Source organism: Deltaproteobacteria bacterium PRO3 (assembly GCA_030263375.1).
In the GTDB taxonomy this organism is placed as follows: domain Bacteria; phylum UBA10199; class UBA10199; order DSSB01; family DSSB01; genus DSSB01.
Genome location: SZOV01000014.1, coordinates 25,569 through 48,556, shown reverse-complemented (window position 1 = coordinate 48,556; position 22,988 = coordinate 25,569). Strand labels below are relative to the sequence as shown.

Here is a 22,988-nt window from a genome sequence, read left to right as displayed (position 1 = left end):
ATCCTTTAACCCAAAATCTCGAGGATACCTACTTTTTTACCCCGTCATTCCTGCTCAAAAACCTCCTCACCCTCCAACATGTCCTGACTCTCTACAGGGAAATTTTTGGAAAACTTGTAACCGGAGTGCTCACAATGTGAATGATTTCTACTGAAGCGACAGGGCAAAAAACCAAATAAGTTAATGATTTCAAGGTAAAGTATTCTGGCACTCCCCTTGCTTTACTAGCCCGTAGCGCCGCCTGACGGTTCCGGGCGAGGCGGCACAAAGGGGGTATGCATGAACGGGTTCCAGAACGAGACGCAGATCATCCGCAATGCCGAGATCATCGACCTGCAGGAGCGCCGCGAGGCCAAGCAGCGGAAGATCTCGGTCTATCTCGAGGCCATGGAGGACATCCATGAGCTGCGCAGCCAGATCGCCGATTACGACTTCTACATGAGCGTCCTGGCCCTGGAAATCTCGCCCGAGCAGCTGCCGGAGCTGGGCTCGCTCAGCGCCGAGCAGCAGATCCAAGAGGATTTGAATCGCCTCAACGGCTTCGTCAACGCCCTGGAGCGCATCGTCGAGGAGAACAAGGGCGTCTCGCTCGCCACCGCGCGGCACCTGATGCAGAAGCAGGGCCACCGCGAGTACCGGCTGATGCTGGATTACCTGGCCCAGACCGACTGCCCCTTCCTGGCCAAGATGCACGAGATCTTAAACCCCGCCGCCTGCGTGGCGCTGGAGAAACAGGCTTAATTTCTTTCAACCCTTCCTCATTCGAAACCCGGCTTCGGCCGGGTTTTTTTTCGCCCGCCTTTACAACTTGCGCAGGTTCGGCGTGCAGCTTGCGCAGATTCGAAGACTGCCTTTTGAAATAAATCTAAATAACATTAATAATTTTAAATAGTTATTTATGGCATCCCGCTTGCTTTATCTAAGCTCGAGGCTTCTTAGGCCTCAAGGAGCACACGATGTCATTAGACGGCTTTTCCAAGGTATTCTTCGGCCCCCGGGCCCCCTCGACCCCGATCGAGGTGCAACCCAGCTTCCTCAAGCCCGGCAAGGAGTCGAGCCCCAAGGCCGATGCCTTCCACAAACCGAGCTACGGTCTGAAGCAGCTGCACCACGGGAAATGGCAGCCGAAGCCGCTCGCCAGGCCTTCCTTCTTCGTGGACAAGGCGGCGACCGCCGGCGTCGGAAAAAAGCCGGGCGAATACGAGGCCGCGAAAGGCCGCGTCACGAAGGCCGAGGCCGAGCTCGCCCAGGCCAAGGCCGAGTACGAGAAATTTGAGAACACGGCGAAGGCCTTCAAGTCGATGGGCAAAGTGAAAGAGGCCAAGCTCTTCTCGGCCAAGGCCAGTGTCGCGAAGAAAAAATACGAGCAGAAGGCCCTCGCGGCCAAAGGCGCGCAACAGCAAATGGAAAAATCCGGGGCCAAGCTGGCGAAGCCCTCGCTCCCGGCGAAGGGCCTCGCCCCGGCGGGCGAGGAGCTGAGCGGTCCGACCGGCGCGACGCTCGCGAAAAACCACGCGGCGCTGAGCGCGACGCGGAAGGGGGCGGCGTGATGAAGAGCTCCTCCGCGATCGCCAAAACCCCGATGGTCTTAGCACTGCGCGACAGCCTCAGCGGCAAGGAAGTTACCGTGCCTCGCGACGCGAAGGGCAAGCCCGACTTCTTCGTCGCGGGACTCGAGTTACGCCGCCTGCATGAGCCGAAGGCGAAGCCCGCCGCGGATCCGGCGGCCGACAAGGCCCTGCAGGCCGCGCGGGAGAACCTGAAAAATTCGAAACAGGAATACGCCAAGGCGGCAAAGGAATACAACGCCGCGCTCTCCGGCTACGAGAGGGCCCGGACCGCGGTCGCGAAGGCCCGCGAGGACAAGGCGAAGCCGGGCACGATCGCGAAGCTCGAGGCGACCGCGGCGAAGGCCAAGCAAAAATATCACAACGCCGACGCGCTGCTCTGCGCCTACCGCAAGGGCCTCGAGCACGACCGCGGCGTCTACGAGAGGCTCATGAAGGCGCGGCACCGCGCCCCGGCCTACGATTACGCCACCGGCAGCTACCGCGCCTTCGGGAAAAAATTTCCGAGGACCTACGGCGCGCCGCTCTTGGTCGCGATCCCGGCGCCGACGAAGGCGCCCGCCGAAACGCTCGCGGGAAAAATGCCGAAGAAGGCCGCGGTGCCCAAGCCCGAGAAGACCCCGGTTAAAACCGCGTCGGTCGTTTCGAAGCCCCAGGCCGCGGCCCCGAAAAAACTTCCGCCGTCGCAGAAAGCCGCTCCCAAAGTCGCCGCGCCGATCCATACGCCGCCTGAAGTTCCCAAGGTCCCAGTCCCCCCGGCGCCCAGCGCGCCGAAAGGCGAGACCGGCCCGGCCCTCAAGACCGAGGCACCCGCGGCTCCAAAGCCCGTCCCGCCGAAGCCCGCGCCCGTCCAAATCGAGGCGCCGGTCGCAACCAAGGCGGAAACACCCGCGGCCGCCGCGAGCTCCGGGCCGACCAGCTTCACCGGCGTCAGCGACGCGGAGGCGGCAAACTACACCATCCCCGTCGAGGGCTATCCCACCGCGAAGGCGCCGGTGTACCTCTGGAAGCACAAGTCGCAAGACGAGTTTCTCGCCGTCTTCGAGGGCAAACGCCTGAAGCTGAACAAGGCCCAGTTCCTGAGCCTCGACAAGGGCGCGCACCCGGAATTCTACGCGAAGGCCGGCAAGCCCTTGCCCAAAACGCCTCTGCCCCAAAAGGCCTCGGATCCGGATTTTTAACCGCGAGGCCACTAGCCCGGGCAGGAACCCGACTGTTCAAGATGTGTCGTCATTCGGTACATATTGTGCCAGTTCAGGGGTGTTTTCGGCGCGATTTTTTAAAAATTATTAATAATTACATGTATTTAAATTTGGCATCCCGATTGTAATACATAGCTGCAGAACGCAATAATGGAGGGCACGAAAATGATCAATCGAGCGGGAAAAAGCAGCGGTTCGGTGGACGTGAAGATGATGCTGGATATGGCCGGGGTCTCCCAGATCCTCGGCGGCCTCCTCGGTGCCAAGAGCGCCAAGCCGGCGCCCGCGAAGCCCGCCGGCGGCGACGTCGGCGCCGCGAAGCAGGCCTCGGTCGGCCTCGGCAAGCTCGAGACCAGCGCGAAGGCGGAGACCGCTCCCAAGGGCACGCTGCGCGAGGCCGACGAGTTGAAGCAGCAGCAGGACGTCGAGGTCGCCAAATTGAAGGGCCGCCAGCTCGGCGAGTCCAAGGCCCTCTACGGCAAGCAGGAGGACGAGAAGAAGGCCCTCGGCGGGAAGCAGAAGGCCGAGCTGGGCGCCTTCGAGGCCCATCAAAAAGAGGTGAAAGCCAAGTTCCTCGCGAAGAAACCCTCGGCCGAGCAGATCGCCTCCTTCGAAAAGACCCAGGCCGCCGACAAGAAAATCTTCGCGGACAAGCAGGCCGGCGAGAAGCAGGCCCTCGAGAAGCGCCACGTCTCCGAGAATGTCGCCCTCGCCGCGCGCTTCAAAGAGCAAAACGCCCATCAGGCGAAGTGGCACGCGATGCAGAAGCAGGAGCTGGCCGCGAAGCACGCCCCCGTCGCGAAGCCCACCGCCGCGAAGGTCGCCAAGCCCGCGACCGCCGCCCCGAAGAGCGCCCCAGTCGAGCTCTCGCCGGTGGTTTGGAAGATCAGCGACGGCGACATCCCCGTCGCGAAGCACGACGGCGTCAAGGACGGGCTCGTGTTCATTGCGGCCTAAGACATTCCACCCAAAATATTTTGGAGGAAATATGAAACCTATGTCCGTGGATCGCGGAGATCCCAGCCTCTACTCGGGCCGAAGCCCATCTTGGAAAGTCGATCGGGGAATCGCCGGCGCGACGCGAGGACTCCCGGTGCGATCCCTCCCCTCCCAGACGCGCGAGGGCTTCTATGCCTATCGCCTGCTGGGCGGGATCGAGGCCGGTTCCGCTTCGGGGCCGAAAAAACTTCAGACCAAGTCCGCGGAGCACTTGGCGGTGAAATCGGCCGCTCACCTCGCCGTCAAATCGGCGGCCCCCCTGAAAAAATAATCCGTTTAGGGCCGGAGGACCCCTTGCCAAAGGCCCGGGCCGAGGGCCCCCATCGGGGGCCCCGGTTTTTTTTCTTTGTTCAAGCTGTGCGGATTCAAGTCCAACCTGTGTACATACCGTCGACCTCCTAATATTTTATCCAATAAAATCAGTAAATTAACCTGGCACACGCCTTGCTTTACCAAAAGATGGAATTCGCGAGGCAGGGAGGCCTCGTGCTTTAAGGAGGAAATATGAAGCTAGGAAAAATAATTCTCATCGCCCTCTTCGCCCTCATCGCCTGGGGTGCGGCTCGGCAAGCGTCGGGGCAAGAGGCCGGGGGATTTAAAGTCCCCGCCGGCTGCGGTGACGGCATGCTCGCCGCGCCGGAAGAGTGCGACGACGGCAACGGCGTGGACGGCGACGGCTGCAACATCTTCTGCCAAATCGAGGCGCCCAAACCGATCTTCCCGGTGGAAACTTATTGCGGCGACGGTGCCGTGAACGCCAAGGACGAGCAATGCGACGACGGCAACACCGCGGACGGCGACGGCTGCGACGCCCAATGCCGCCAAGAGATGAAGCCGATCTTTCCTCTCGAGCCGGGATGCGGCAACGGTTTCACGACCAAGGACGAACAATGCGACGACGGCAATACCGCGGACGGCGACGGCTGCGACCGCTTTTGCCAAATCGAGCCAAAACCCGCGGCCGAGGAGGCGCCTATCGCGCCCTCCCTTCCCGAGGACGAAGAGAACCGCTCAAACTCGCCCGTCTCGGCGGCCGAGACCGCGAAAGGCGACGAGACGCTCGGTGACGATTTTGTCCAGGCGATGGCCGGCCCCGAAGGAACCGGCGGTTGGAGCTGCAGCATGGTCGAGCAGACCTGGCTGAGCCCGCCCTATCTTTCCTGCGCCGCCCTGGCTTTTCTTTCCGCGGGGTTGCTGGGCTTATTCCGGAAGGACCGCTAAACGACAAACGCCGGTCCAAGGGACCGGCGTTTTTGCATGAAAAGCCCGCTCGAACCGCGAGGGGCGAGCGGTGCCGAGGCTAGATCTTCTTTTTCGAAAAATACCAATCCGTGACCTGCAGGGACTTGTCGGCGACACGCTCGTCGGCGGCCTGCGCGGTCACCGGCGGCGGCACGATCACCTCCTGTCCCGGCCGCCAGTTGGCGGGACAGGCGACGCCGTGCTTGTCGACGGTCTGCAGGGCGTCGACCACGCGCAGGATCTCGTCGAAGTTGCGGCCCACGTTGAGCGGATAGTAGACCATCGCGCGCACGTTGCGCTTGGGGTCGATGAAGAAGACGCAGCGAACCGTTGCGGTCGCGGCGCTGGGCGTGTGGATCATGCCGTAGAGCCGGGCGACCTTCTGGTCCAGGTCGGCGATGATCGGAAAGGGGATCTTCACGCCGAAATTCTTCTCGATGTTCTTCACCCAGCCGATGTGGCTGTAGACGCTGTCGATCGAGTCGCCCAGCAGGGCGACGTTGCGCTTTTTGAATTCCTCGTACATCTTCGCGAATTCCATGAACTCGGTGGTGCAGACCGGCGTGAAGTCGGCGGGGTGCGAGAAGAGGATCACCCACTTGTCCTTCTCCCACTGGGAGAGGCGGATGGGGCCGTGGGTGGTGTTGGCCTCGAAGTCTGGGGCCGGTCCGTTGAGCTCGATGCGGGGGGCTGCCTCGGGGGCGGCGGGGGTGGCGGTGGCGTTGCTCATATTTCCTCCTATGTTTTTCTTGGGGGCGATTTCGGGAAATATCACGGCCCCGCGGAGGCGGCAAGGCGGGAGTCCGGACGCCGCCGGTGGCAAGCGGGATGGCCGGGAAAATCCTCGGGAATGCCCAAAAAAAAAAGGCGCCCCGCCGGGCGCCTATCGCGAAACCGGCAAGGTCAATTGGAGGTGTTCAAGACTACGATCGCCGTGTCGCCCGGCGAACCCGCCATGACGAGGTCGGGCTTGCCGTCCCCGTTGAAATCGCCCACCGCCACCGAGCGCGGGTGGTTGGGTTGGTCGGCCGCGTCCTTGCCGGCGGTGAAGGTCTTGGGGGCGTCGAAGGTGCCGTCGCCCTTGCCGAGGTAGACGCAGAAGTCTCCGTCCACCCCGTTGACGCCGAAGGCGTTGGCGATGACCAGATCCATCTTTCCGTCGAGATTGAAATCCGCCGCGGCCGCCGCGAAGGCGTCGGCGCCGGCGGGCACCGTCACGGCGCTCCCGAAGGTCCCGTTGCCCTGGTTGAGGAAGACGCTGCCGTTCTTGGTGCCGGGATTGGCGGCAACCAAGTCGAGCTTGCCGTCGCCGTTGAAGTCGGCGGCGGTCACGCCCTGGACGCCGGCGCCCGTAGGCAGGGCCAGCGAATTGTCGGCATTGGAGCCCGGAAAGAGAAAGGCCGGGTTGGCATTGGCGCTATTCATCCAGACCGTCAGGCTGTCCCCGCCGAAATTCGCAAAGGCCAAGTCGGGACGGCCGTCGCCGTTGAAGTCTCCGGCAACGACGTTGCGCGGGCTGTTGAGCTTGCCGGCCGAGGAAAAGGAAAAATCGTTGAAGGTGACGGAGCCCGTGTTCACCTTGACCGTCAGGCTTCCGTCCGAATTGGAGACGGCGATGTCGTCCTTGCCGTCGCCGGTAAAATCGGCGATCGCCAATCCCTCGGGGCTGCTGCCGTTGAGGATGGCGAAAGGGGCGTTGTCGGCGAATTGCCCATCGCGATTGGGATCGAAGTAGATGTCGACTTGGGTCGTGCCCGGAAAGGTCGCTGCCAATTCGACATTGGGTTGGCCGTCGAATTCCCCGGCCGCCAGTGCGGACGGGCTCGTGACCAGGGAGGTGGCGTCCAGCCGATTTTGGAAGGTCCCGTTGCCGTTGCCGACGAAGACCCCGACCGCGGTGTTGAGGACGGCGAAGTCCAGCTTCTGGTCGCCTGTGAAATCGCCGACGTAGAGGGCCTGGGCCTTGGCTGGCACGGAGGCCGCGTTGCCGGCGACCAAGGAAGTCGGCGCCCCGAAATTCAAGTTGGCGAGGCCCTGATTACCGCCGCCACCGCCACCGCCACCCCCACCGCTGCCTCCGCCACAAGCGGCGAGGGTGAAAAGCATCACTGACAAGGCCGAGATACGAAAACAGGAAGATGTACGCATTTGGATTCCTTTCTATTAATCCGCGGTAACGCGGCGACCCCAAGCCGCGGTCCTTATCGTCCCGCGCGCCCCCGGAAGTTTCGCCCCTTTATATCACGGCAGGCAGAGGTTTTCTATGTGCGAATCGACCCAGGCCAGGCGGGCCGTCAGCCAGACGCGCAGCTCCGCGCCGCGGCCCTCGAAGGTGAAGTCCTGACGGCGATACCATCGCCGGTCGTTGCGCGGCCCCGCCTCGCGCAGGGCCTCCGTCGCCTCGTCGAGGACAGCGGCTAGGGCGGCATCGCTCCAGGCCCCCGCGCGCAGCTCCTGATAGCGATCCGCGACGGCGGCGGCGAAATCCGGATCTTCCAGCAGGCGGCCGATCCACCGCCCCTCGCAAAGCAGCCAACCCTCCGGCGCGCCCAGGCCTCCGCCCAGCAGGTTTCCCATGGCCAGGTCGAAGTCCCACACCGGTCCCAGGCGCAGCTTCTCGCCGCGCTCCTTCGACAGGAAGGTGCTGAAGGCGAAGGCGTCGACGTTCTTGAGCAGCTCGTTCACCAGGAAAAAATCCACCGCGGCTTCCACGTCTAGGAAAGCCCGGTACCCCAAGACTGGATCGCGGAAATCCGGGCCCGCGAGCGCGGCCTCGAAGCCCTCGACGTAGCCCTGGATCCACGCCGCCTGGGCGGCGGTGATGTCCTCGCCCTTTGGGTACTCGTAGAGCAGTCGGGTGCCGAGCGCGGTTTCGAAATAGAGGTCTCCGGGATTCAGCTTGTCCATCGCCAGGAGATAGCCCCCGGTGACTTCGGGCTCGGCGTTGTCGTCGGATTCCAGCTTCTTGAGACTGACGCGGTTGGCGTCGCGCTTGATTTTCTCCATCACGGCATAGACGCCCCAATAGCGGGGGTCGCCGGGCGCGAGGGCCAAAAACAGCTCGGCGAAGCGCATCCGAGGAGCGTAGCGGCCCGTCGCGCGGCTCAGCTCGAGGGCGAAGTAATTGCGCAGCAGGCTCGAGTCGAAATAATTTCCCTGGAGGATCCAGTCGCTCTCCTCGGGCATGCCCAACAACTCCACCTCGACCTCGTCTTGGAATTCGTCCCAGGTCTCGAAGCCGTACTGCTTCTTGGGCGCGTTTTGCGAGGAGTGCCCGCGGATCTCGACGCCCGCCCAGCCTTCGTAATCGACGCTGCCGTCGCCGCCCTCGAGGCGCAGACGAGCAGGGATCTTCGGCTCGTCCGGGATCGTCACGCCCAGCGGATCGAGGAAGACGAGGGGCAGCTCGCTGGAAAATGTTTCGGTGCGAAAGCCCCAGCGGATTTCCGATCCCAGCGGATTGCCCGCGAGATCCGAGACGCCGCCGTCCACCACCGCCTCGTATTCGGAGCCGTACTCCAGCGTCTCCAGCGGCACGAAGGTCACTCCCGCCGGCGAGGGGACGATCTGCCCCGTCACCTCGTCGCCGCCGCGAAACAGGCGCAGGCCGCGCAACCGGGTCGTTGCCTCATCCAGGGTCTCGTCAAAGACGATGGACACCTCCGCCGTCACCGGCACCTCGACGGCACCCGCGGCAGGCGTGGCGTTCTGCAAGCGCGGCGGAAGCGCGTCGCTGCCTCCCGAAACCGGCGGGGGCCCGGAAGGTCCCTGGGGCGCCTCCCCGGCGCCGCAGGCGGACAGACAGGCCAAGACGGATAAAGTAAGCGAAATTTTGGAATAGCGCCCCAAATTCCTCCCCGACGGCAAGGAATTGCCGCAGGAAATCATCATAACCCCAGGGGGTCCGCTTTACCAGTAGTAGCGGTAGCCGGGATAATAGTACCAACCGGGGCGATAGCAGTAAACCGCCCCCGTATACCAATTGCGGTGGCAGTAATCCCCCCAGCGATAGGAATACCAGTCGATGAAGAGCGAGCTGATCCCGCCCTTCGCGGGCGGCGTGCCCTGCAGGACGCGCACCTCGTAGGTGAGATCCTCGCCGTTCAGCACCGGGTTCATCAGCTCGACCACGACGTAGTCCACCTTGTTGTCGGAAAAGATCGAGAGCGTGGCGTTGGGAGGGTCGGACTTGAAGCTGTCCTTGCCGGCGTCCCATTCCTTCAGGAAGGCGGGCACCGTCAGGTGGCCGGTGATGCGCTCGGGCCGGTCGGCGAAGAAGAGCGTCGAGGGGCTGATGCCCTTGAGCGTCATCTTGTTTCCGTCGAAGGCGACGCCCTTCGCGGATTGGACGAACATCAATTGCACGGCGGCCTTGTCGGCCGCGGGACCGGCCGGCGGGGCGGCGTGCAGCGAGGCTTGGAAACCGAGCAGCGAAAACAGGACGGCAACGGCGAGTTTTTTCATGGTTCCTCCCTTGAGGGCCGCAGGTTAACCCTTGGGAGGATCCTTGCCAAATGAAAGTTCAACCCTGCGAGCCCGGCGTTTTACCCCTAAAAAAAAACCCGGATCCTCGCGGATCCGGGTTTTTCGCTTTCACAAGCTATTGCTTTCTTTACCGCGAGCGGCGCCGCAGGGCCAGCATCGGCAGGAGGCCGATCAACCCCAGGGCCCAAGCGGCCGGGGAGACCGCCGCCGAGGTCAGGCCGAGGCTGCAGCCGGAACCTTCCAGAAGCGTCGGGTTCGTGATGGTCACGGTGTCGCTGTCGGAGAGGCCGCAGGCGTCCGTGCAGGTGACCTGCAGGACCGCCCCGATGCTGGCGTTGGTGATCACCGGGTTGGCAGCGGTCGGATCGCTGATCGTCGCAGTGCCCGAGACCACTTCCCAGAGGATGGCCTGGGTGTCGTCGGAGGGATCCGCGCAGGTGGGATCGCCGCCCACGAGGATGCCGCCCGGGGTTTGAGTGCCTTCGCCGGCGTCGGCGACGGGGGCCTCGTTGGCGTTGAAGGCGACCGAGGCGTAGCTGGTCGTAGTACCGATAAGCCCCAGCTTGACATCGCCGGCGAGCGTCGCGAGCTTCATCGTGGGCGTGACTTCGGGGCTTTCCTCGGGGATCTGGATGCCGATGTAGGCCAGGTCGGGCCCGCCGCAGTCGTCGATGTCTCCCGCGACGACTTGGAGGAGAAACTGACGCGTCTCGATCCCGCCCAAGAGCAGGGTTTGGTCCGGGGAATTGCCGAAGGCGCCGCCCTGGTTGAGGTAGACGCCGACATTACCCACGATCGAGCCGCTGTCGCAGGGATCTGTCGTGCAGCTCAACTGGGTGAAGGCGAGGTCGTCCAAGCCGTCGCTATTGAAGTCGGCCGAGGCCAGATTGGTGACGACGGTTTGAGGCAAGGTCAGCGTGGTCAGGCTGCAAGCCGCGGGAGTGCCGGGGCCGCAGAGGATCACGAAGACTTCGCCGGCGGTCGAGGGTCCGTCGCTGAGGCCGGCATTCGAGAGGGCGAAATCCAAAAAGGCATTGCCGTCGAAGTCGCCGATCACCAAGCCGTGCAGATCTCCGTCGCTCAAGGCGACATTGACGGCGGGGTCGGGGTTGAAGGTGCCGTCGCCGTTGCCGAAGAAGGCCAAGAGGCGGTCCGGACCCGCGGTGTCCCCGTTGTCGACGTCGAAGGTGATGACCAAGTCGGTGATACCGTCGCCGTCGAGGTCGGCCGCGGCCACGTTGTAGCCGCCGTTTTGGTCGCCGACGTCGCTGGGGACGTTCAAGACGGTGTCGGTGCGCGGCAGGGGGTTCAAGGTGCCGTTGTTCTGCAGGACCGCCGCGAGATCGCCGTTCACCCCTTGGGCAAGGGCGGCGATGAAGTCATAGAAGGCCAGGTCGGAGACCCCGTCGCCGTCGAAATCCCCGATGGCCAGGACCGGCTGGGAGATCTCGGAGAAAAACGGCGCCGGCGCACTGGCATCGTCGCTTTGCGAACCGAGCTCATTAATCGAGGTGGCGAAGAAGGGCGCCGAGCCTTGCCCCGGGATACCCAGGACCCTCGCGGGATTGCCGCTGCCCGACTTTTGGAACTTGAATTGGGCCGACAATTCGGGGACGGGCTCGACGGCTCTCAAGAAAAAGCTGGAAGGATCCATGAAGGCCAAGTCATTCTGGCCGTCGCCGTTCAGGTCGGTGACCTGGACGCTGGAGGGCTGAAAATAGAAGGTTTCCTCCTCGGAGGTCACCACGATGTCGGAGGGGTCGCTCTGAGTGAGCGAACGGGTGTTGCTGCCGCTGTCGTGAACGATGGTCCAGATCCGGTGAGTCAGGGACTCGGGATCGTCGTTGAAAGCGGGAAAACCCATGACGACCACGTCGTTGAGCTCGGCGCCGGTCACGGATGAGGTGACGCTGGAATCGAAATTGCCGATATTCAAGGTGGTGGGGAGGGGCGGCAGAAAGAAGGTCTCGCCCGAAACCGGAGGCGGCTCGAGGATAAAATCGCTGGGCGGCGTATCGAAGGTTTGGGCCGAGGCGGAAATCGCTCCGACGCTGAAGGCGGCGAGGACACTCAGGCCCAGCGCCCCTTTGAGAGGCTTCACACTCATGGAATGCTCCTTATTGTATAGAATGGTTCAGAACCCGCGGGGACCCTAGAAAAATTCCCTCATGGAATCAAGAAAATACCTCAGGGGCGCGGCTTCATTAAATCCTGCAAGACATTGCGTCGCAGGACGGCGGCCGCCGCCAAGACCCCGCCCATCAAGGCCCCAGCAATGCCGTCGCTGACCACGTCCTGTCCGGCGAGGAAGAGCCCCGGGATCGGCGTGCGGGGCTTGAGCCAAGTTTGGCGAAAGCGCCGCGGCGTGTGGTCGAGTCCGTAGATCTCGCCCTCCGGGTAGTTGGCGAAGTGCCGCGTCGAGAGCGGCGTGGAGAGCTCGTAGTAATCGATCTTGCCTCGAACCTCCGGGACCCAGCGGTCCAACTGCTCGAGCAGGCGCCGGGCGAAACGCTCCTTGAGGGCCTCGTAGTCGGCGCCGCGCTTGCGCCACTCGGTCGCCTCCCAACGCCGGAACCAGTCGTAAGGCGCGAAGGTGATGGCCTCGATCGTGGAGCGCCCCGGATGCTGCGCCTCCCAGGCCGGGTCCTTGAAGGAGGGAAAGGAAAGATAGCAGACCGGCAAAGGGGCTTCCGGGTCCCGGCGGAAACGCTCGAGGTTTCGGTCGTGGTCGTAGCCGGGGTAGATCCAGTAATTGGTGGGCGTGATCCCCAGCTCGGCGCCGGAGTGCTTGAGCCCGGCGTAGAGGCAGAGGTGGCCGGCCGAGGGCCTGATCTCGCGCAGGGCCCGGCGAATCTTGGCGACGCGCCCTTCCGACTCGGGGATGAGGCGCATAAAGGTGTTGCCCGCCCCCGCGTCGCTGATCACGAGCGGCGCGGCAATCTCGAGGCCGTCGCTCAGCCTCACGCCGGCCGCGCGTCCCCCACGCAGCAAGATCTCGCGCACCTCGGCCTTCACCAGGATCTGTCCACCCGCCGCCTCGATGCCCGGCGCCATCGTCTCGGCGATGCGGCCCGAGCCGCCGACGGGGTAATTCCCGCCGTCGAAATAGTGCCGGGTCACCAGGGCATGGATGGCGAAGCTGCTCTGCTTGGGCGGCAGGCCGTAGTCGCCGTACTGCGCGGTCAGGACGCCGATCAGCTTGGGGTCGGAGGTCAGGCCCGAGAGCACCTCGTAGGTGGTACAGTCGGAAAGCCGATGAAAACGCCGCGAGAGCAGCCCACCCGCCAGGGCGCCCAGCGCCGCGGGCAGGGCCTTGGCCATGTAGAAGCTCTTCGCCGCGCCGTTCACCTCGTCGACCAGGCGGAAATACTCGGTGATGGCCCCATGCTCGCGGGGAAATCTTTCTTCTAGCCTCTGCCGAAGCCGCTCTCGCGGCGCCTCGTAGTCGAAGACCTCTTCGCCGAAGCAGGCCCGGTCGTAGACCGCCGGCATCTTGTTCCACTGCAGCGCGCCGCCGGTCAGGGCCTCGAGGACCCGCGCCAGGATCGAATTTTTCCGGTGCACCTCACCGACGTAGTGCAGGCCGACGTCCCACTCGTAGCCCTTGCGGGAGAAGGTGTGGGTGAAGCCCCCCGCGACGTAATGCCGCTCGAGGACGAGGACCCTGCGCCCTTCGCGGGCCAGCAGCCCGGCCGCGGCCAGCCCGCCGATGCCGGAGCCGATCACGATAGCGTCGAAGGGGCCTTGGACCTTTTCGGGTTTGTAGATTTGCGACGGCATGTTTCTCCCTTGAAATGCGGAGGGCTTGGGCCCATGATGCGCTTGGAACGCCCAGTCAAGATCAGATCAGGGCGGGCGTCAAGGCCTTCGTCTCCTAAGGATCCCGGATGATCCGACTCTACCAATTTCCCATCTCTCATTACTGCGAGAAGAGCCGCTGGGCCCTCGACTACAAGGGCTTGCCCTACGAGATCGTCAACCTCCTGCCCGGCCCGCACATCCTCACCACCAAGCGCCTGGCCAAGCGCACCTGCGTCCCGATCCTGGACTACGAGGGCAAGATCCTGCAGGACTCGACGAACATTCTCGAGTTTCTCGAGACGGCCATCCCCTCCCCTCCCCTGATCCCGGAGAAGGCCGGGGAGCAAAAGGAGGCCTTGGAGTGGGAGGAATATTGCGACGCCGAGGTCGGCAAGCACCTGCGGCGCTACTTCTATCACTACCTGCTCGACGAGCCCAGCCTGATGCCGAAGCTGATCTTGGAGCAGCAGGCCTGGTACGGAAAATATTTATATTTCTTCACCTATCCCTTGGTAAAGCGACTGATGCGCAAGAGTATGAACATCTACCCCGATCCGGTGAAGCGCTCGAAGCAGGCCCTCGACGAGGCTCTGCGGCGCCTGGACCGCGAGGTGGCGCGCCGGGAATTTCTGGTCGGCGGCCGCTTCGGCCGCGCCGACATGGCGGCCGCGGCGCTCCTGGCGCCGCTCTTCACGCCACCGGAGCACGACTATCCCTGGCCCGCGATCGACAGCCTGCCGGAGCCATTGAGGAAGCTGAACGCGCAATGGGCCGACTCCGCCCTCGGGCGCTACGTGCACCGAATTTACCGCGACTACCGCAAGCGAGGCCGAGCCCATGGCTGAACCTCGCTTCCACCTGGCCTTTCCCGTGCGCAGCCTGGCCGCGGCGAAGAAGTTCTACTTGTCCTTGGGCTGCAAGGCCGGCCGCGAGTCGAAGCACTCGCTGATCCTCCAGCTGGGCGGCCATCAGATCGTGGCCCAGCTCAGCGACCGCGAGCCGCGGGCGCAGCGCGGGATCTACCCGCGGCATTTCGGTTTGGTCTTCCCCACCCTCGCGGCCTGGAAGCGGCTGCTCGCCCGGGCGCGACGCAAAAAATTGAAATTCTACCAAGAGCCGAAGGTGCGTTTCCCCGGCACCCCCGTCGAGCACCGCACCTTCTTCCTGCAAGACCCCTCGGGCAACCTGCTCGAGTTCAAGCACTACCGCTCGCCCGCGGCGATCTTCGGGCGTCGCGCCATCCGCCGCGTCGGCGACCGGGGCTATTAAGCTGTTGAAAAACTGATTTTATTCCCGCCGGAGTAAATATTGAGGCCGATCACCGGAATCTTCCTCTCTCGGCAGAGCAGGAGCAATCGGTAACAGGTCAAACGCGGCGATTATTTTACCCGCTCCCAGGCGAAGACCGAGGTGTTGCTGGTGCCGTCGGGATTGTAATGCACCCAGGCCTGCTCGAAGCGATCCTTGTCCTTGAGGGTGAGGGTCAGCCCGCCCATGTGGGGGTCCTGCGGCGTCTTCATCCCGGTGGCGTCGACCATCTCGAAACGAATCTTGCCCTTGGCCGATTCGGTGACCTGCATGCGGGGCTGGTTGCCGAGCGCGCAGTAGTGGGTCATCATCACGCGGTCTTTATCTTGGAAGTAGACCGAAACCATCTCCTTGGGACTGCCGGCGAAGATAGTCTCTTCGAGGGCGGTCCCGCCCGAAGTGACCTTATAGACCAGCGTCGCCTCTTCCTTCTTTCCGTCCATCTCGATCTGCCCCTTCCAGGTGCCCTGGAGAGACTTGAGGGTCTCGAAGGGCGCGTCCGCGGGGGACTTTTTCGCCTTGGCCGCGAAGCCGGAGCCAAGCGGCAAGGCCGAGACGGCCAAGAATAAAATGAAGATAGAGAACCTTCTCATGGCGAACCTCCCGTTAAAATGAGCCCCGTGCGGCCCTTAGTTTAGAACTTAAACTTGGGGAAACAAGGAAATTTGTCGTCGCTCCGGGGGCACGATCGCGCCCTCCAACTCCAAGAGGCGCGCCTTGCGCTCCAGCCCGCCCGCATAGCCGGTCAGGGTCCCGTCGCTGCCGATGACGCGGTGGCAGGGGATCAGGATGGCGATGGGGTTGAGGGCGTTGGCCCGGGCGACGGCGCGAACGGCCCGCGGGTCGCCGAGGCGCCGCGCCAGCTCGGCGTAGGAAATGGTACTCCCGCAAGGAATGCGGCGCAGCTCTTCCCAGACCCGCCTTTGAAATTCGGTGCCCTCGGGGGCGAGCGGGATGTCGAAGTCGCGGCGCGCCCCCGCGAAATATTCTCCTATTTGGAGGGACAAGGACGAGGCCTTGGAACTAACGACGGGACTAGCAGAGCTTGATTCCGAATCCGACGGCATAAACTCGAGTCTTAGAAGATTCCCCTCCGGAGAGTACTCGACACTCATCACGCCCAGGGGTGTCGAAATATAATCTTCCCGAACAGGCATTAGACTTTTTCGCGTCATTGAGACATCCTCACCTACAGATGAACCCGATTTCCCAAAATAGTCAAACCCCGGTGGGCCCGGTGAGGACCTTGGAATTTTTCTACGAGTTCGCCAGCACTTATTCCTACCTGTCGGCGCTGCGCATCGAATCGCTCGCCCGAGCGCGCGGGATCGAGGTGCGCTGGCGCCCCTTCCTGCTGGGGCCGATCTTTAAAGAGCAGGGCTGGACGGATTCGCCCTTCAATCACTTTCCGGTCAAGGGCCGCTACATGTGGCGCGACCTGGAGCGGCGCGCGGGGCGCTACGGGCTGGCCTTCCGCAGGCCTTCGCAGTTTCCGCGCAACGGCCTGCCGGCCGCGCGCATCGCGCTGCTCGGCGCCGGCGAGGGCTGGGCGCCGGAATTTTCGCGCCGGGTCTACGCGGCGAATTTCGTCGAGGACTTGGACATCGGCCGACTTGAGGTCTTATCCCCGCTGCTTGCCGGCCTGGGCCTAGAACCCGCGGAGGTCTTGAAGCGCGCCGAGGCCGAGGCAAACAAGGCCGCGCTGCGCGCGCAGACCGAACGGGCGAAGTCGCTGGGCATCTTCGGGGCGCCTTCCTTCGTGGTCGGCGAAGAGCTGTTTTGGGGCGACGACCGCCTGGAGGATGCTTTGGCATGGTGCGAACGACCTTAGACCCGCAAACCTTAGAAGAGATCTCTCAACGGACGCTCGCCGACTACGAGGGCCGCGCGGCGGATTTTTGGGAGGGCACGAAGGACCACGACGTCCGGCAGAACATCCAGGCCCTCTTGGAGGCGCTGCCGCCGAAGGAGCGCTACGACATCCTCGACTTCGGCTGCGGCCCGGGCCGCGACCTGGCCGCCTTCGCCCGCCTTGGCCACCGCACGGTCGGCCTGGAGGGCTGTCCCGCCTTCTGCAGAATGGCGCGCGAGCATTCCGGCTGCGAGGTGTGGCAGCAGGATTTCTTGAAATTGGAGCTGCCGGCGGAGGGTTTCGACGGGATCTTCGCCAACGCCAGCCTCTTCCACGTCCCTTCCCAGGAACTGCCGCGGGTCCTTCGCGAGTTTTGGACCAGCCTGCGCCCCGGCGGGGTCTTGTTCTCTTCCAATCCCCGCGGCCAAGACGAGGGCTGGCAGGGCGGCCGCTACGGCACCTTCATGGAATTCGAGGCCTACCGCCGCTACCTCGAGGCCGCCGGCTTCACGGTGCTGCGTCATTATTACCGCCCCGCCGGCAAGCCCCGGCACGAGCAGCCCTGGCTGGCGGTGGTGAGCCGGAAATAAATTCTACTGGGGAGATTTCAGGCGATACAGGACGTGGCGTCGCAGCGGATGCCCCTCGGGCAGGCCGGGGTGGTCGAAGTCTTCGGCGGGGTCCCACCGCATGCCCAGGCGCTCCATCACGGCCCGCGAGCGGAGATTGGCGGGGACGGTAAAGGAAACCAACTCGGGCAATCGCAGGGTGTCGAAGGCGAAGGCCGCCGCGGCCCGCGCCCCCTCGGTGGCGAGGCCTTGGCCCCAATACGCGGGGTCCAGCCGCCAGCCGATCTCGGTGCAAGGCGTGAAGTGGGCCTGGAAGCTCGGGTGGGAGAGGCCGATGAATCCGATAAAGGCGCCGCTCGACTTCAATTCCGCCGCCCAGAAACCGTAGCCCCAGGCGTCGAAGCGCGCGCGGATCGCCGCGGCCACGGCGTCGCTCTCCTCGCGGCTCAGCGTTTTCGGAAAAAACTCCATGACGCGGGGATCGGCGTTGAGCCTCGCGAAGGGCTCGAGGTCGGAGTCCTTCCAGGGGCGCAGCCGCAGCCGCGGCGTCTCGAGCGACACGACGAGCTCTTTCACCCCGCCTCCCCTCCCTTCCCCGCCGCCGGCCGCTGCGAGCGAAAGAAGCGCCAAGCCATCAAGATGCTGGCGAGGGCCAAGACAATCGCCAGCCCCTGCGCGAAACTGGCGCCGAGCAGGAGCGAGCGCAGCGAGGCGCCGGTCAAGGCGCCCTCGTCCAAGAGCTTCGGGTCGAAGCCCTTGGAAAATCCCAGCTGGGCGATGGTGTTGGCGGCGGCCGGTCCCAGCGCGCTGCCGAGGGCCGTGCCCAGCTGCAGGGTCGAGCCGGTCACGCCCCGCGGGTAGGCCTCGGCGAGCTGCATGGCGGCGGCGCTGTAGATCGAGGTGGCGACGCCCATGCCTAAGCCGACCAAGGCCCAGAGGCCGTAGGCGAGCAGCACCTCGCTTTGGGTCCACAGGACCGCCAAGAGCATGGCGAGGGACGCGACGATGAGCAGGGTCCCCCACTTCGCGAGCGGCGTTCGCGTCGCCCGCTTGGCCGCGACGAAAAATCCGCCGCCGCTCCAGGTGAGCGAGGCCAGGGTGAGGCTGAAGCCCGCGGCCAGGGCGTTCAGGCCCCAGACGCCTTCCAGCAGGAGCGGGACGTAGATGCGCGCCGCGCCGAAGCAGGCCCGCACCAAAATCACCGCCAGGAAGATTGCGCCGAGCGGCTTGGCGAGGCTGAAGGCGTCGGCGGGGATGAAGGGATTGGGGTGGCGGCGCTCGTGCCAGACGAAGACGGCCAAGGCCGCCACGGCGACCCCCCATTGGATCAGGTTCACCGGCCAGACCGAGGTGAAGGCCTTGAGGGAGAAGCCGGCTAGGACGCTGAACAGGATGGGGCCCAAGAGATTCATCTTGGCTGCGGGCCCCGCGGCGGCGGCCGGCGGCGTCGGCGGCAGCATGCGAAACACGAGGGCGCCGATGATCAGCACCAAGGGGATGTTGATCCAAAAGACCCAGGGCCAGGCCGCGCGCTCGAGGAGCTGGGAGGCGAGGAAGGGGGCCAGCAGGCCGCAGACCACGAAGACCGGCGAGATCAGGCCCAGCGGCTTGGCGCGGTGCTGCGAGGGATATTGGGTGGAGATGATGGCGAAGGGCAGCGCGGTGATCCCGCCCATGCCGAGTCCCTGCAGGACCCGCGCGCCGACGAGCAATTTCATCTTCGGCGCCAAGGCCGCGGCGACGGAACCGAGGAGGAAGAGTCCCAGGGCTAGGAAGATGACGTTGCGCAATCTCCAGCGCGAGGTGAGGTGGCCGAAGATGGGAATCGCGGCGAAGCTGGCCAGCCCGAAGGCGCCCACCGTCCAACCGTACCAACCGATGCCGCCGAGGCTGGCGAGGATTGTCGGCATGGCCGTCCCCACCATGATGCTGTCCATCGCGTCGACGGAGACGAGGAGGACGATGACGGTCGTGAGGCCGAAGAGATTGTTGGAATTAGGCTGGGCTTTCACGAAGCAGGCTCCGGGATGTGGGGCTTGGAGGCTGGTTCAGGGTATTTTGAAAAGGTTCGGGAGGCAAGGGATACGATTTTGCTGCGGACCGGCGCGGCACGACCCGCCGCCGAAGTATTCATAAGGACACAGGATACATTCATTCTCGGCTTGCATGAGACGTTCCCCAAGCCTACCATTTTAATACCTTGCGTTGTTGAAGGGATCTGTAGGCCTAAACATGGCACCAAAGATGTCCCCCAAAGAGATCGCTCAACCCGCCTTGATCGCCCGGCATGAATTATTCGATGCCGGCAAGCGATTGCGCCAAAAGACCTCCCGAAAGTCGCAAGCGACATACCAGGTTCATGCCTCACGCCCCGACCCCGTCGATATCTTGACCAAGTCCAGCAAAGGCCGTCTTCCCGAGCTGATCCCCATTCGATACGGTCGCATGCTCGCCTCTCCCTTCACCTTTTACCGGGGCGCCGCCGCGATTATGGCGGCGGATTTGGCGCACACGGCCCGCAACGGAATCACCCTGCAGGCCTGCGGGGACTGCCACCTGCTCAATTTTGGGGGATTCGGCACCCCGGAACGCCGGGTGATTTTCGACATCAACGACTTTGACGAGACTCACCCCGCGCCCTGGGAGTGGGACCTAAAGCGCCTGGCGGCGAGTTTCGTCATCGCGGGGCGCAACAATGGATTGTCGAAGCCTCAATGCCGCGAGGCGGCCCTGGCGACCGTTCGATCCTATCGGGAGCGCATGCTCGAGCTCGCCGAGATGAATGTGCTGGAGGCTTGGTACGCTTCGATAGACGCCAAGGCCTTGATCGAAACCACCCAGGACCCGGAAATGCTCAAGTTGAGACGCAAGCGCTTGAAGAAAGCCGTCAGCAAGACCTCCGCGGAGGCGGATTTTCCCAAATTGGTGGAGGAGAAGGACGGCCGAACCCTGTTCAAGGACGACCCGCCCTTCATTTACCACGCGGATAAAAAGAAATTTCCCGATATCGCCCGTCGCGTCCATGACGGCTTCAAGATGTATCGGGACTCCCTGCCGCACGAACGGCGGATCTTGTACGACCGCTATTCACTCGCCGACGTTGCGATCAAGGTGGTCGGCATCGGGAGCGTGGGGACGATTTGCATGGTAGCCTTGTTTCTTTCGCAGGAGGGCGACCCCCTCATTTTGCAAATCAAGGAGGCGCGGTCCTCAGTTTTGGAGCCCTACTCCGGGAAGAGCCCATTCAAAAATCACGGACAACGGGTGGTGGTCGGGCAGCGCATCATGCAGGCGGCCAGCGATATTTTCCTGGGATGGGCCCGTTCGAGCCGGGGCAAGGATTTTTACATTCGGCAATTGCGCGACTTCAAGCTGAAGCCCTTGGTGGAGATCTTCAACGCCCAGCACCTGGCGGAGTACGGCGGGGCCTGCGGTTGGGCGCTGGCCCGGGCCCACGCGCGCTCCGGAACGGCGGCGCTCCTTTCCGGCTACATGGGGAAAAGCGACGTCTTGGACGAGGCCGTGGCGGATTTCGCGGAGGCCTACGCCGACCAGAACGAGCGGGATTACGGATTGTTCAAAAAGGCGGTTCGGGCGGGGAGGATTGAGGTGGTGGTGGAGCGGTGAGGACACATAATTGCCTGCAATTACTTATTTTCACATCAACTCCCTGAGTTTAACCCCCAATTATTTCACCACCCTAACACCCTACCCCCTCCTTTCATTACTTGATTTGTATGTAAATATATATACAATCCTCAAATGAAAAAACGGGAGGTGGAAAGAAAGCTTAAAGCATTCGGCTGGTGGCTAAAAAGGCAAGGTGGAAACCACGAAGTTTGGACGAATGGCGATATGGAAGAACCGGTTCCTAGACATAGCGAGATCGGAGAAATCCTCGCAAAGAAGATCTTGAAGAAGGCGGAGAACAATCCGCCCAAGGGGAAATAGGAGGTCCTATGTATTTTACGGGTAAGCTGCAAAAGGATGGCAAGTTTTGGATGGTCGAAGTCCCCGAACTGGACTTAGCGACGCAAGGCAGAAGCAAAAAGGAAGCCCTAAAAATGATCGCCGATGCGATCGAGACCCTGGCAAACAAGAACGGTTTTAAGGTTATCGTGGAGTCCACAGGCCCAAAGGATTTTCTTGTATCTTCCAACGAGCCGGCTCGTTTGATGGCGCTATTCCTCAAACGGCAAAGAGAAGCCAAAAATCTGTCGGTTCGCGAAGTCGCCAAGGCGATGGATTATACGGCACATGGGGCATATGCCCAGTATGAGACGGGGCGATCCATGCCTGGAATCGATTTCATCGATCGTTTTGTTAAAACGGTCAATCCGAAGTCCGGTCTATGCCTGACCATTGTGAGGCGCTAAAAAAAAACCGCCTTTCGGCGGTTTGGTGTGGAGCTGGCGGCTATGGAATAACCATCATAAGTCATTGTAATTAATAAATTTTATTTATACGATTTTAAATATTGCCCCCAATTATGCCCCCGGCCTGCCTCGTTACCCCTCACATTTTGTTTCATAAATCCCCGTCAATCGACCCTTGCAAGTAATATCAATTTTGATACTATGCAGAAGTGGGCAACAACAAGAAACTCCTGGCAAAACTTGAAAATGAAACGATCAAAAAAGCGGAACTGGAGACGCTCCTAAAGCGGGTTGGCTTCAACAAAATAGGCGGAAAGGGCTCTCACGAAGTATGGTTTCGAGCCGGTTTCGACCCAATAACGATAGCGACTCACAGCAAAGAGATTAAGCCGTACCAGCAAAAGCAAGTGAAGGCGGTCCTGAAAAAAGGAGGGCTGTTATGAAAGCAAAAAAGAAAAGCGGATACAAATACGGGGTGAGAATCTACTGGTCTCCGGAAGATGACGCCTATATCGCGGAGGTCCCCGAACTTCCGGGCTGTGCCACGCACGGAACGACCTTTGAAGAAGCGGCTCGCAATGCCGAAGATGCCATCGAGTCCTGGATCATGGGCGCCAAGGCGGCGGGAAATCCCATTCCGGAGCCGGTAGCCACGAAGAAATATTCAGGAAAGTTCATGACACGCATCCGACCTCAGATTCATAAGGCCCTGGTCCTCAAGGCTGAAGGCAACGGCAAGTCGTTGAATCGTCTCGTCGAGGAGATTTTGGAGAAATCGGTCGGTTAGATGAATCAGACGTACCAAAAAGGAGTCAAAGCCGCCATTCACGAAACTGCAGGCGATCTTCATGAAGCCGGCATGATCGACAAGCAAACAATGCGCCGCTTTGACGAATCGTGCCTGACGCCCATCCAGCCCCTGACGCCGAAGAAGATCAAGGCGCTTCGCCAGAGGGAACATGTAAGCCAGGCAGTCTTCGCCAATTATCTGAACGTCACGATAAGCCTGGTTAGCAAGTGGGAGCGCGGAGAAAAGCGCCCTTCTGGCCCGGCCCTTAAATTACTTTCACTGGTTGAGAAATACGGCATCAGTGCGGTCGCATGATTCAGAAAGAATACCCATGAGATACTTAAAGACGGAACATAGTGGTTCAAAGAAAGGCCGCGGCGCTTTTCGGGGTCCCAGGCAAGAAGCCAAGCAACTCAGTCGGAAACATAGACGCATCGACGACAAACTGACTCATCAACGGTTGATCGAGCTTGGACTCGAAGCTCCAAAATCTCGGAGCAAGAAAAAGCCCAAGGGGGAGAATGCTCCGGAATATTTTATCGGCGAGACGATTTACATCCATCCTCGTAGGGAAAAAGAAGCGGGGCTTCTCGAAGTTCGACTGGTGGATTGCATTTCTCCTTCCCGACGGTCGGAGGACTACACCTATTTTGGCATTGTTCAACGAACGACGAAGCGAAGCTGGGATTATCTCGTCGGACATCTTCGACAAATCGAAACCGATACTTATTTTGGGGACGAAATTATCGGAAAGGATCCTGCCGGCTTCGAAATTGCCTTGAAACACAAGGCATAA

General features: G+C 62.3%; 26 protein-coding genes. 16 read left to right on the top strand and 10 right to left on the bottom strand.

The genetic code is table 11. The annotated features are described in order from the left end of the window. The first annotated feature begins 279 nt into the window (after positions 1–279). The 5 genes from FBR05_04235 (at position 280) to FBR05_04215 (ending at position 4,990) form a co-directional block, all read left to right on the top strand. On the top strand, positions 280–741 hold the full coding sequence (locus FBR05_04235) for a hypothetical protein (GenBank protein MDL1871395.1): 462 nt from the start codon (positions 280–282) through the stop codon (positions 739–741). A gap of 215 nt (positions 742–956) precedes the next feature. Beyond that, entirely contained in the window at positions 957–1,550 is a 594-nt protein-coding gene (locus tag FBR05_04230) for a hypothetical protein (GenBank protein MDL1871394.1), read from the top strand. After that, positions 1,550–2,749 carry a hypothetical protein gene (locus FBR05_04225; protein ID MDL1871393.1) on the top strand — a complete coding sequence of 400 codons (1,200 nt, stop codon included), beginning with the start codon at positions 1,550–1,552 and terminating at the stop codon, positions 2,747–2,749. The genes FBR05_04230 and FBR05_04225 overlap by 1 nt, the downstream gene beginning before the upstream one ends. Positions 2,750–2,935: 186 nt before the next feature. Then, positions 2,936–3,727, top strand: a complete 792-nt coding sequence (locus tag FBR05_04220; protein MDL1871392.1) for a hypothetical protein — start codon at positions 2,936–2,938, stop codon at positions 3,725–3,727. Positions 3,728–4,273: 546 nt separating this feature from the next. Next, entirely contained in the window at positions 4,274–4,990 is a 717-nt protein-coding gene (locus FBR05_04215; protein ID MDL1871391.1) for a DUF4215 domain-containing protein, read from the top strand. Between the two features lie 79 nt (positions 4,991–5,069). Here the strand turns inward: FBR05_04215 and FBR05_04210 are convergent, their stop codons facing one another. The 6 genes from FBR05_04210 to FBR05_04185 form a co-directional block, all read right to left on the bottom strand. After that, positions 5,070–5,741 (bottom strand): peroxiredoxin, encoded by a 672-nt coding sequence (locus tag FBR05_04210; protein MDL1871390.1) that lies wholly within the window; start codon positions 5,739–5,741, stop codon positions 5,070–5,072. A gap of 173 nt (positions 5,742–5,914) precedes the next feature. Next, the gene (locus FBR05_04205; protein ID MDL1871389.1) at positions 5,915–7,159 is read right to left on the bottom strand and encodes a VCBS repeat-containing protein; all 1,245 of its coding nucleotides are present in this window, start codon (positions 7,157–7,159) and stop codon (positions 5,915–5,917) included. Between the two features lie 93 nt (positions 7,160–7,252). Continuing rightward, positions 7,253–8,902: a hypothetical protein gene (locus FBR05_04200; protein MDL1871388.1), complete on the bottom strand. Its 1,650-nt coding sequence runs from the start codon at positions 8,900–8,902 to the stop codon at positions 7,253–7,255. 18 nt (positions 8,903–8,920) lie between these two features. After that, on the bottom strand, positions 8,921–9,475 hold the full coding sequence (locus FBR05_04195) for a hypothetical protein (GenBank protein ID MDL1871387.1): 555 nt from the start codon (positions 9,473–9,475) through the stop codon (positions 8,921–8,923). Positions 9,476–9,623: 148 nt separating this feature from the next. After that, positions 9,624–11,603, bottom strand: coding sequence for a VCBS repeat-containing protein (locus tag FBR05_04190; protein ID MDL1871386.1), 1,980 nt, complete (start codon positions 11,601–11,603; stop codon positions 9,624–9,626). 80 nt (positions 11,604–11,683) lie between these two features. Next, positions 11,684–13,276, bottom strand: a complete 1,593-nt coding sequence (locus tag FBR05_04185; protein ID MDL1871385.1) for an NAD(P)/FAD-dependent oxidoreductase — start codon at positions 13,274–13,276, stop codon at positions 11,684–11,686. A gap of 107 nt (positions 13,277–13,383) precedes the next feature. Between FBR05_04185 and FBR05_04180 the strand changes: the two genes are divergently transcribed. Together FBR05_04180 and FBR05_04175 are read left to right on the top strand one after the other, a co-directional pair. Further along, positions 13,384–14,142, top strand: coding sequence for a glutathione S-transferase family protein (locus FBR05_04180; protein MDL1871384.1), 759 nt, complete (start codon positions 13,384–13,386; stop codon positions 14,140–14,142). Then, the gene (locus tag FBR05_04175; GenBank protein MDL1871383.1) at positions 14,135–14,566 is read left to right on the top strand and encodes a glyoxalase; all 432 of its coding nucleotides are present in this window, start codon (positions 14,135–14,137) and stop codon (positions 14,564–14,566) included. Before FBR05_04180 ends, FBR05_04175 begins: the two co-directional genes overlap by 8 nt. Positions 14,567–14,676: 110 nt before the next feature. Here the strand turns inward: FBR05_04175 and FBR05_04170 are convergent, their stop codons facing one another. Further along, positions 14,677–15,198 carry a hypothetical protein gene (locus tag FBR05_04170; protein ID MDL1871382.1) on the bottom strand — a complete coding sequence of 174 codons (522 nt, stop codon included), beginning with the start codon at positions 15,196–15,198 and terminating at the stop codon, positions 14,677–14,679. Positions 15,199–15,246: 48 nt separating this feature from the next. Then, positions 15,247–15,762, bottom strand: coding sequence for a methylated-DNA--[protein]-cysteine S-methyltransferase (locus FBR05_04165; protein ID MDL1871381.1), 516 nt, complete (start codon positions 15,760–15,762; stop codon positions 15,247–15,249). 38 nt (positions 15,763–15,800) lie between these two features. Here FBR05_04165 and FBR05_04160 point away from each other — a divergent pair, with 38 nt between their 5' ends. Together FBR05_04160 and FBR05_04155 are read left to right on the top strand one after the other, a co-directional pair. After that, positions 15,801–16,436, top strand: a complete 636-nt coding sequence (locus FBR05_04160; protein MDL1871380.1) for a 2-hydroxychromene-2-carboxylate isomerase — start codon at positions 15,801–15,803, stop codon at positions 16,434–16,436. After that, positions 16,418–17,047, top strand: coding sequence for a class I SAM-dependent methyltransferase (locus FBR05_04155; GenBank protein ID MDL1871379.1), 630 nt, complete (start codon positions 16,418–16,420; stop codon positions 17,045–17,047). The genes FBR05_04160 and FBR05_04155 overlap by 19 nt, the downstream gene beginning before the upstream one ends. Before the next feature lie 3 nt (positions 17,048–17,050). On the opposite strand, the gene FBR05_04150 is transcribed toward FBR05_04155, so the two are convergent. Together FBR05_04150 and FBR05_04145 are read right to left on the bottom strand one after the other, a co-directional pair. Continuing rightward, on the bottom strand, positions 17,051–17,602 hold the full coding sequence (locus FBR05_04150; protein MDL1871378.1) for a GNAT family N-acetyltransferase: 552 nt from the start codon (positions 17,600–17,602) through the stop codon (positions 17,051–17,053). Further along, on the bottom strand, positions 17,599–19,038 hold the full coding sequence (locus FBR05_04145; GenBank protein MDL1871377.1) for an MFS transporter: 1,440 nt from the start codon (positions 19,036–19,038) through the stop codon (positions 17,599–17,601). The genes FBR05_04150 and FBR05_04145 overlap by 4 nt, the downstream gene beginning before the upstream one ends. Before the next feature lie 376 nt (positions 19,039–19,414). Here FBR05_04145 and FBR05_04140 point away from each other — a divergent pair, with 376 nt between their 5' ends. The 7 genes from FBR05_04140 (at position 19,415) to FBR05_04110 (ending at position 22,988) form a co-directional block, all read left to right on the top strand. Beyond that, on the top strand, positions 19,415–20,653 hold the full coding sequence (locus FBR05_04140; GenBank protein ID MDL1871376.1) for a DUF2252 domain-containing protein: 1,239 nt from the start codon (positions 19,415–19,417) through the stop codon (positions 20,651–20,653). A gap of 135 nt (positions 20,654–20,788) precedes the next feature. Next, positions 20,789–20,977: a type II toxin-antitoxin system HicA family toxin gene (locus FBR05_04135; GenBank protein ID MDL1871375.1), complete on the top strand. Its 189-nt coding sequence runs from the start codon at positions 20,789–20,791 to the stop codon at positions 20,975–20,977. Between the two features lie 8 nt (positions 20,978–20,985). Further along, on the top strand, positions 20,986–21,402 hold the full coding sequence (locus tag FBR05_04130) for a helix-turn-helix domain-containing protein (GenBank protein ID MDL1871374.1): 417 nt from the start codon (positions 20,986–20,988) through the stop codon (positions 21,400–21,402). Positions 21,403–21,611: 209 nt separating this feature from the next. Continuing rightward, entirely contained in the window at positions 21,612–21,845 is a 234-nt protein-coding gene (locus FBR05_04125; GenBank protein ID MDL1871373.1) for a type II toxin-antitoxin system HicA family toxin, read from the top strand. Next, positions 21,842–22,189, top strand: a complete 348-nt coding sequence (locus tag FBR05_04120; protein ID MDL1871372.1) for a type II toxin-antitoxin system HicB family antitoxin — start codon at positions 21,842–21,844, stop codon at positions 22,187–22,189. Before FBR05_04125 ends, FBR05_04120 begins: the two co-directional genes overlap by 4 nt. Continuing rightward, the gene (locus tag FBR05_04115; GenBank protein ID MDL1871371.1) at positions 22,190–22,507 is read left to right on the top strand and encodes a DNA-binding transcriptional regulator; all 318 of its coding nucleotides are present in this window, start codon (positions 22,190–22,192) and stop codon (positions 22,505–22,507) included. It begins immediately after the preceding gene. Between the two features lie 16 nt (positions 22,508–22,523). Next, positions 22,524–22,988, top strand: a complete 465-nt coding sequence (locus FBR05_04110; protein ID MDL1871370.1) for a hypothetical protein — start codon at positions 22,524–22,526, stop codon at positions 22,986–22,988.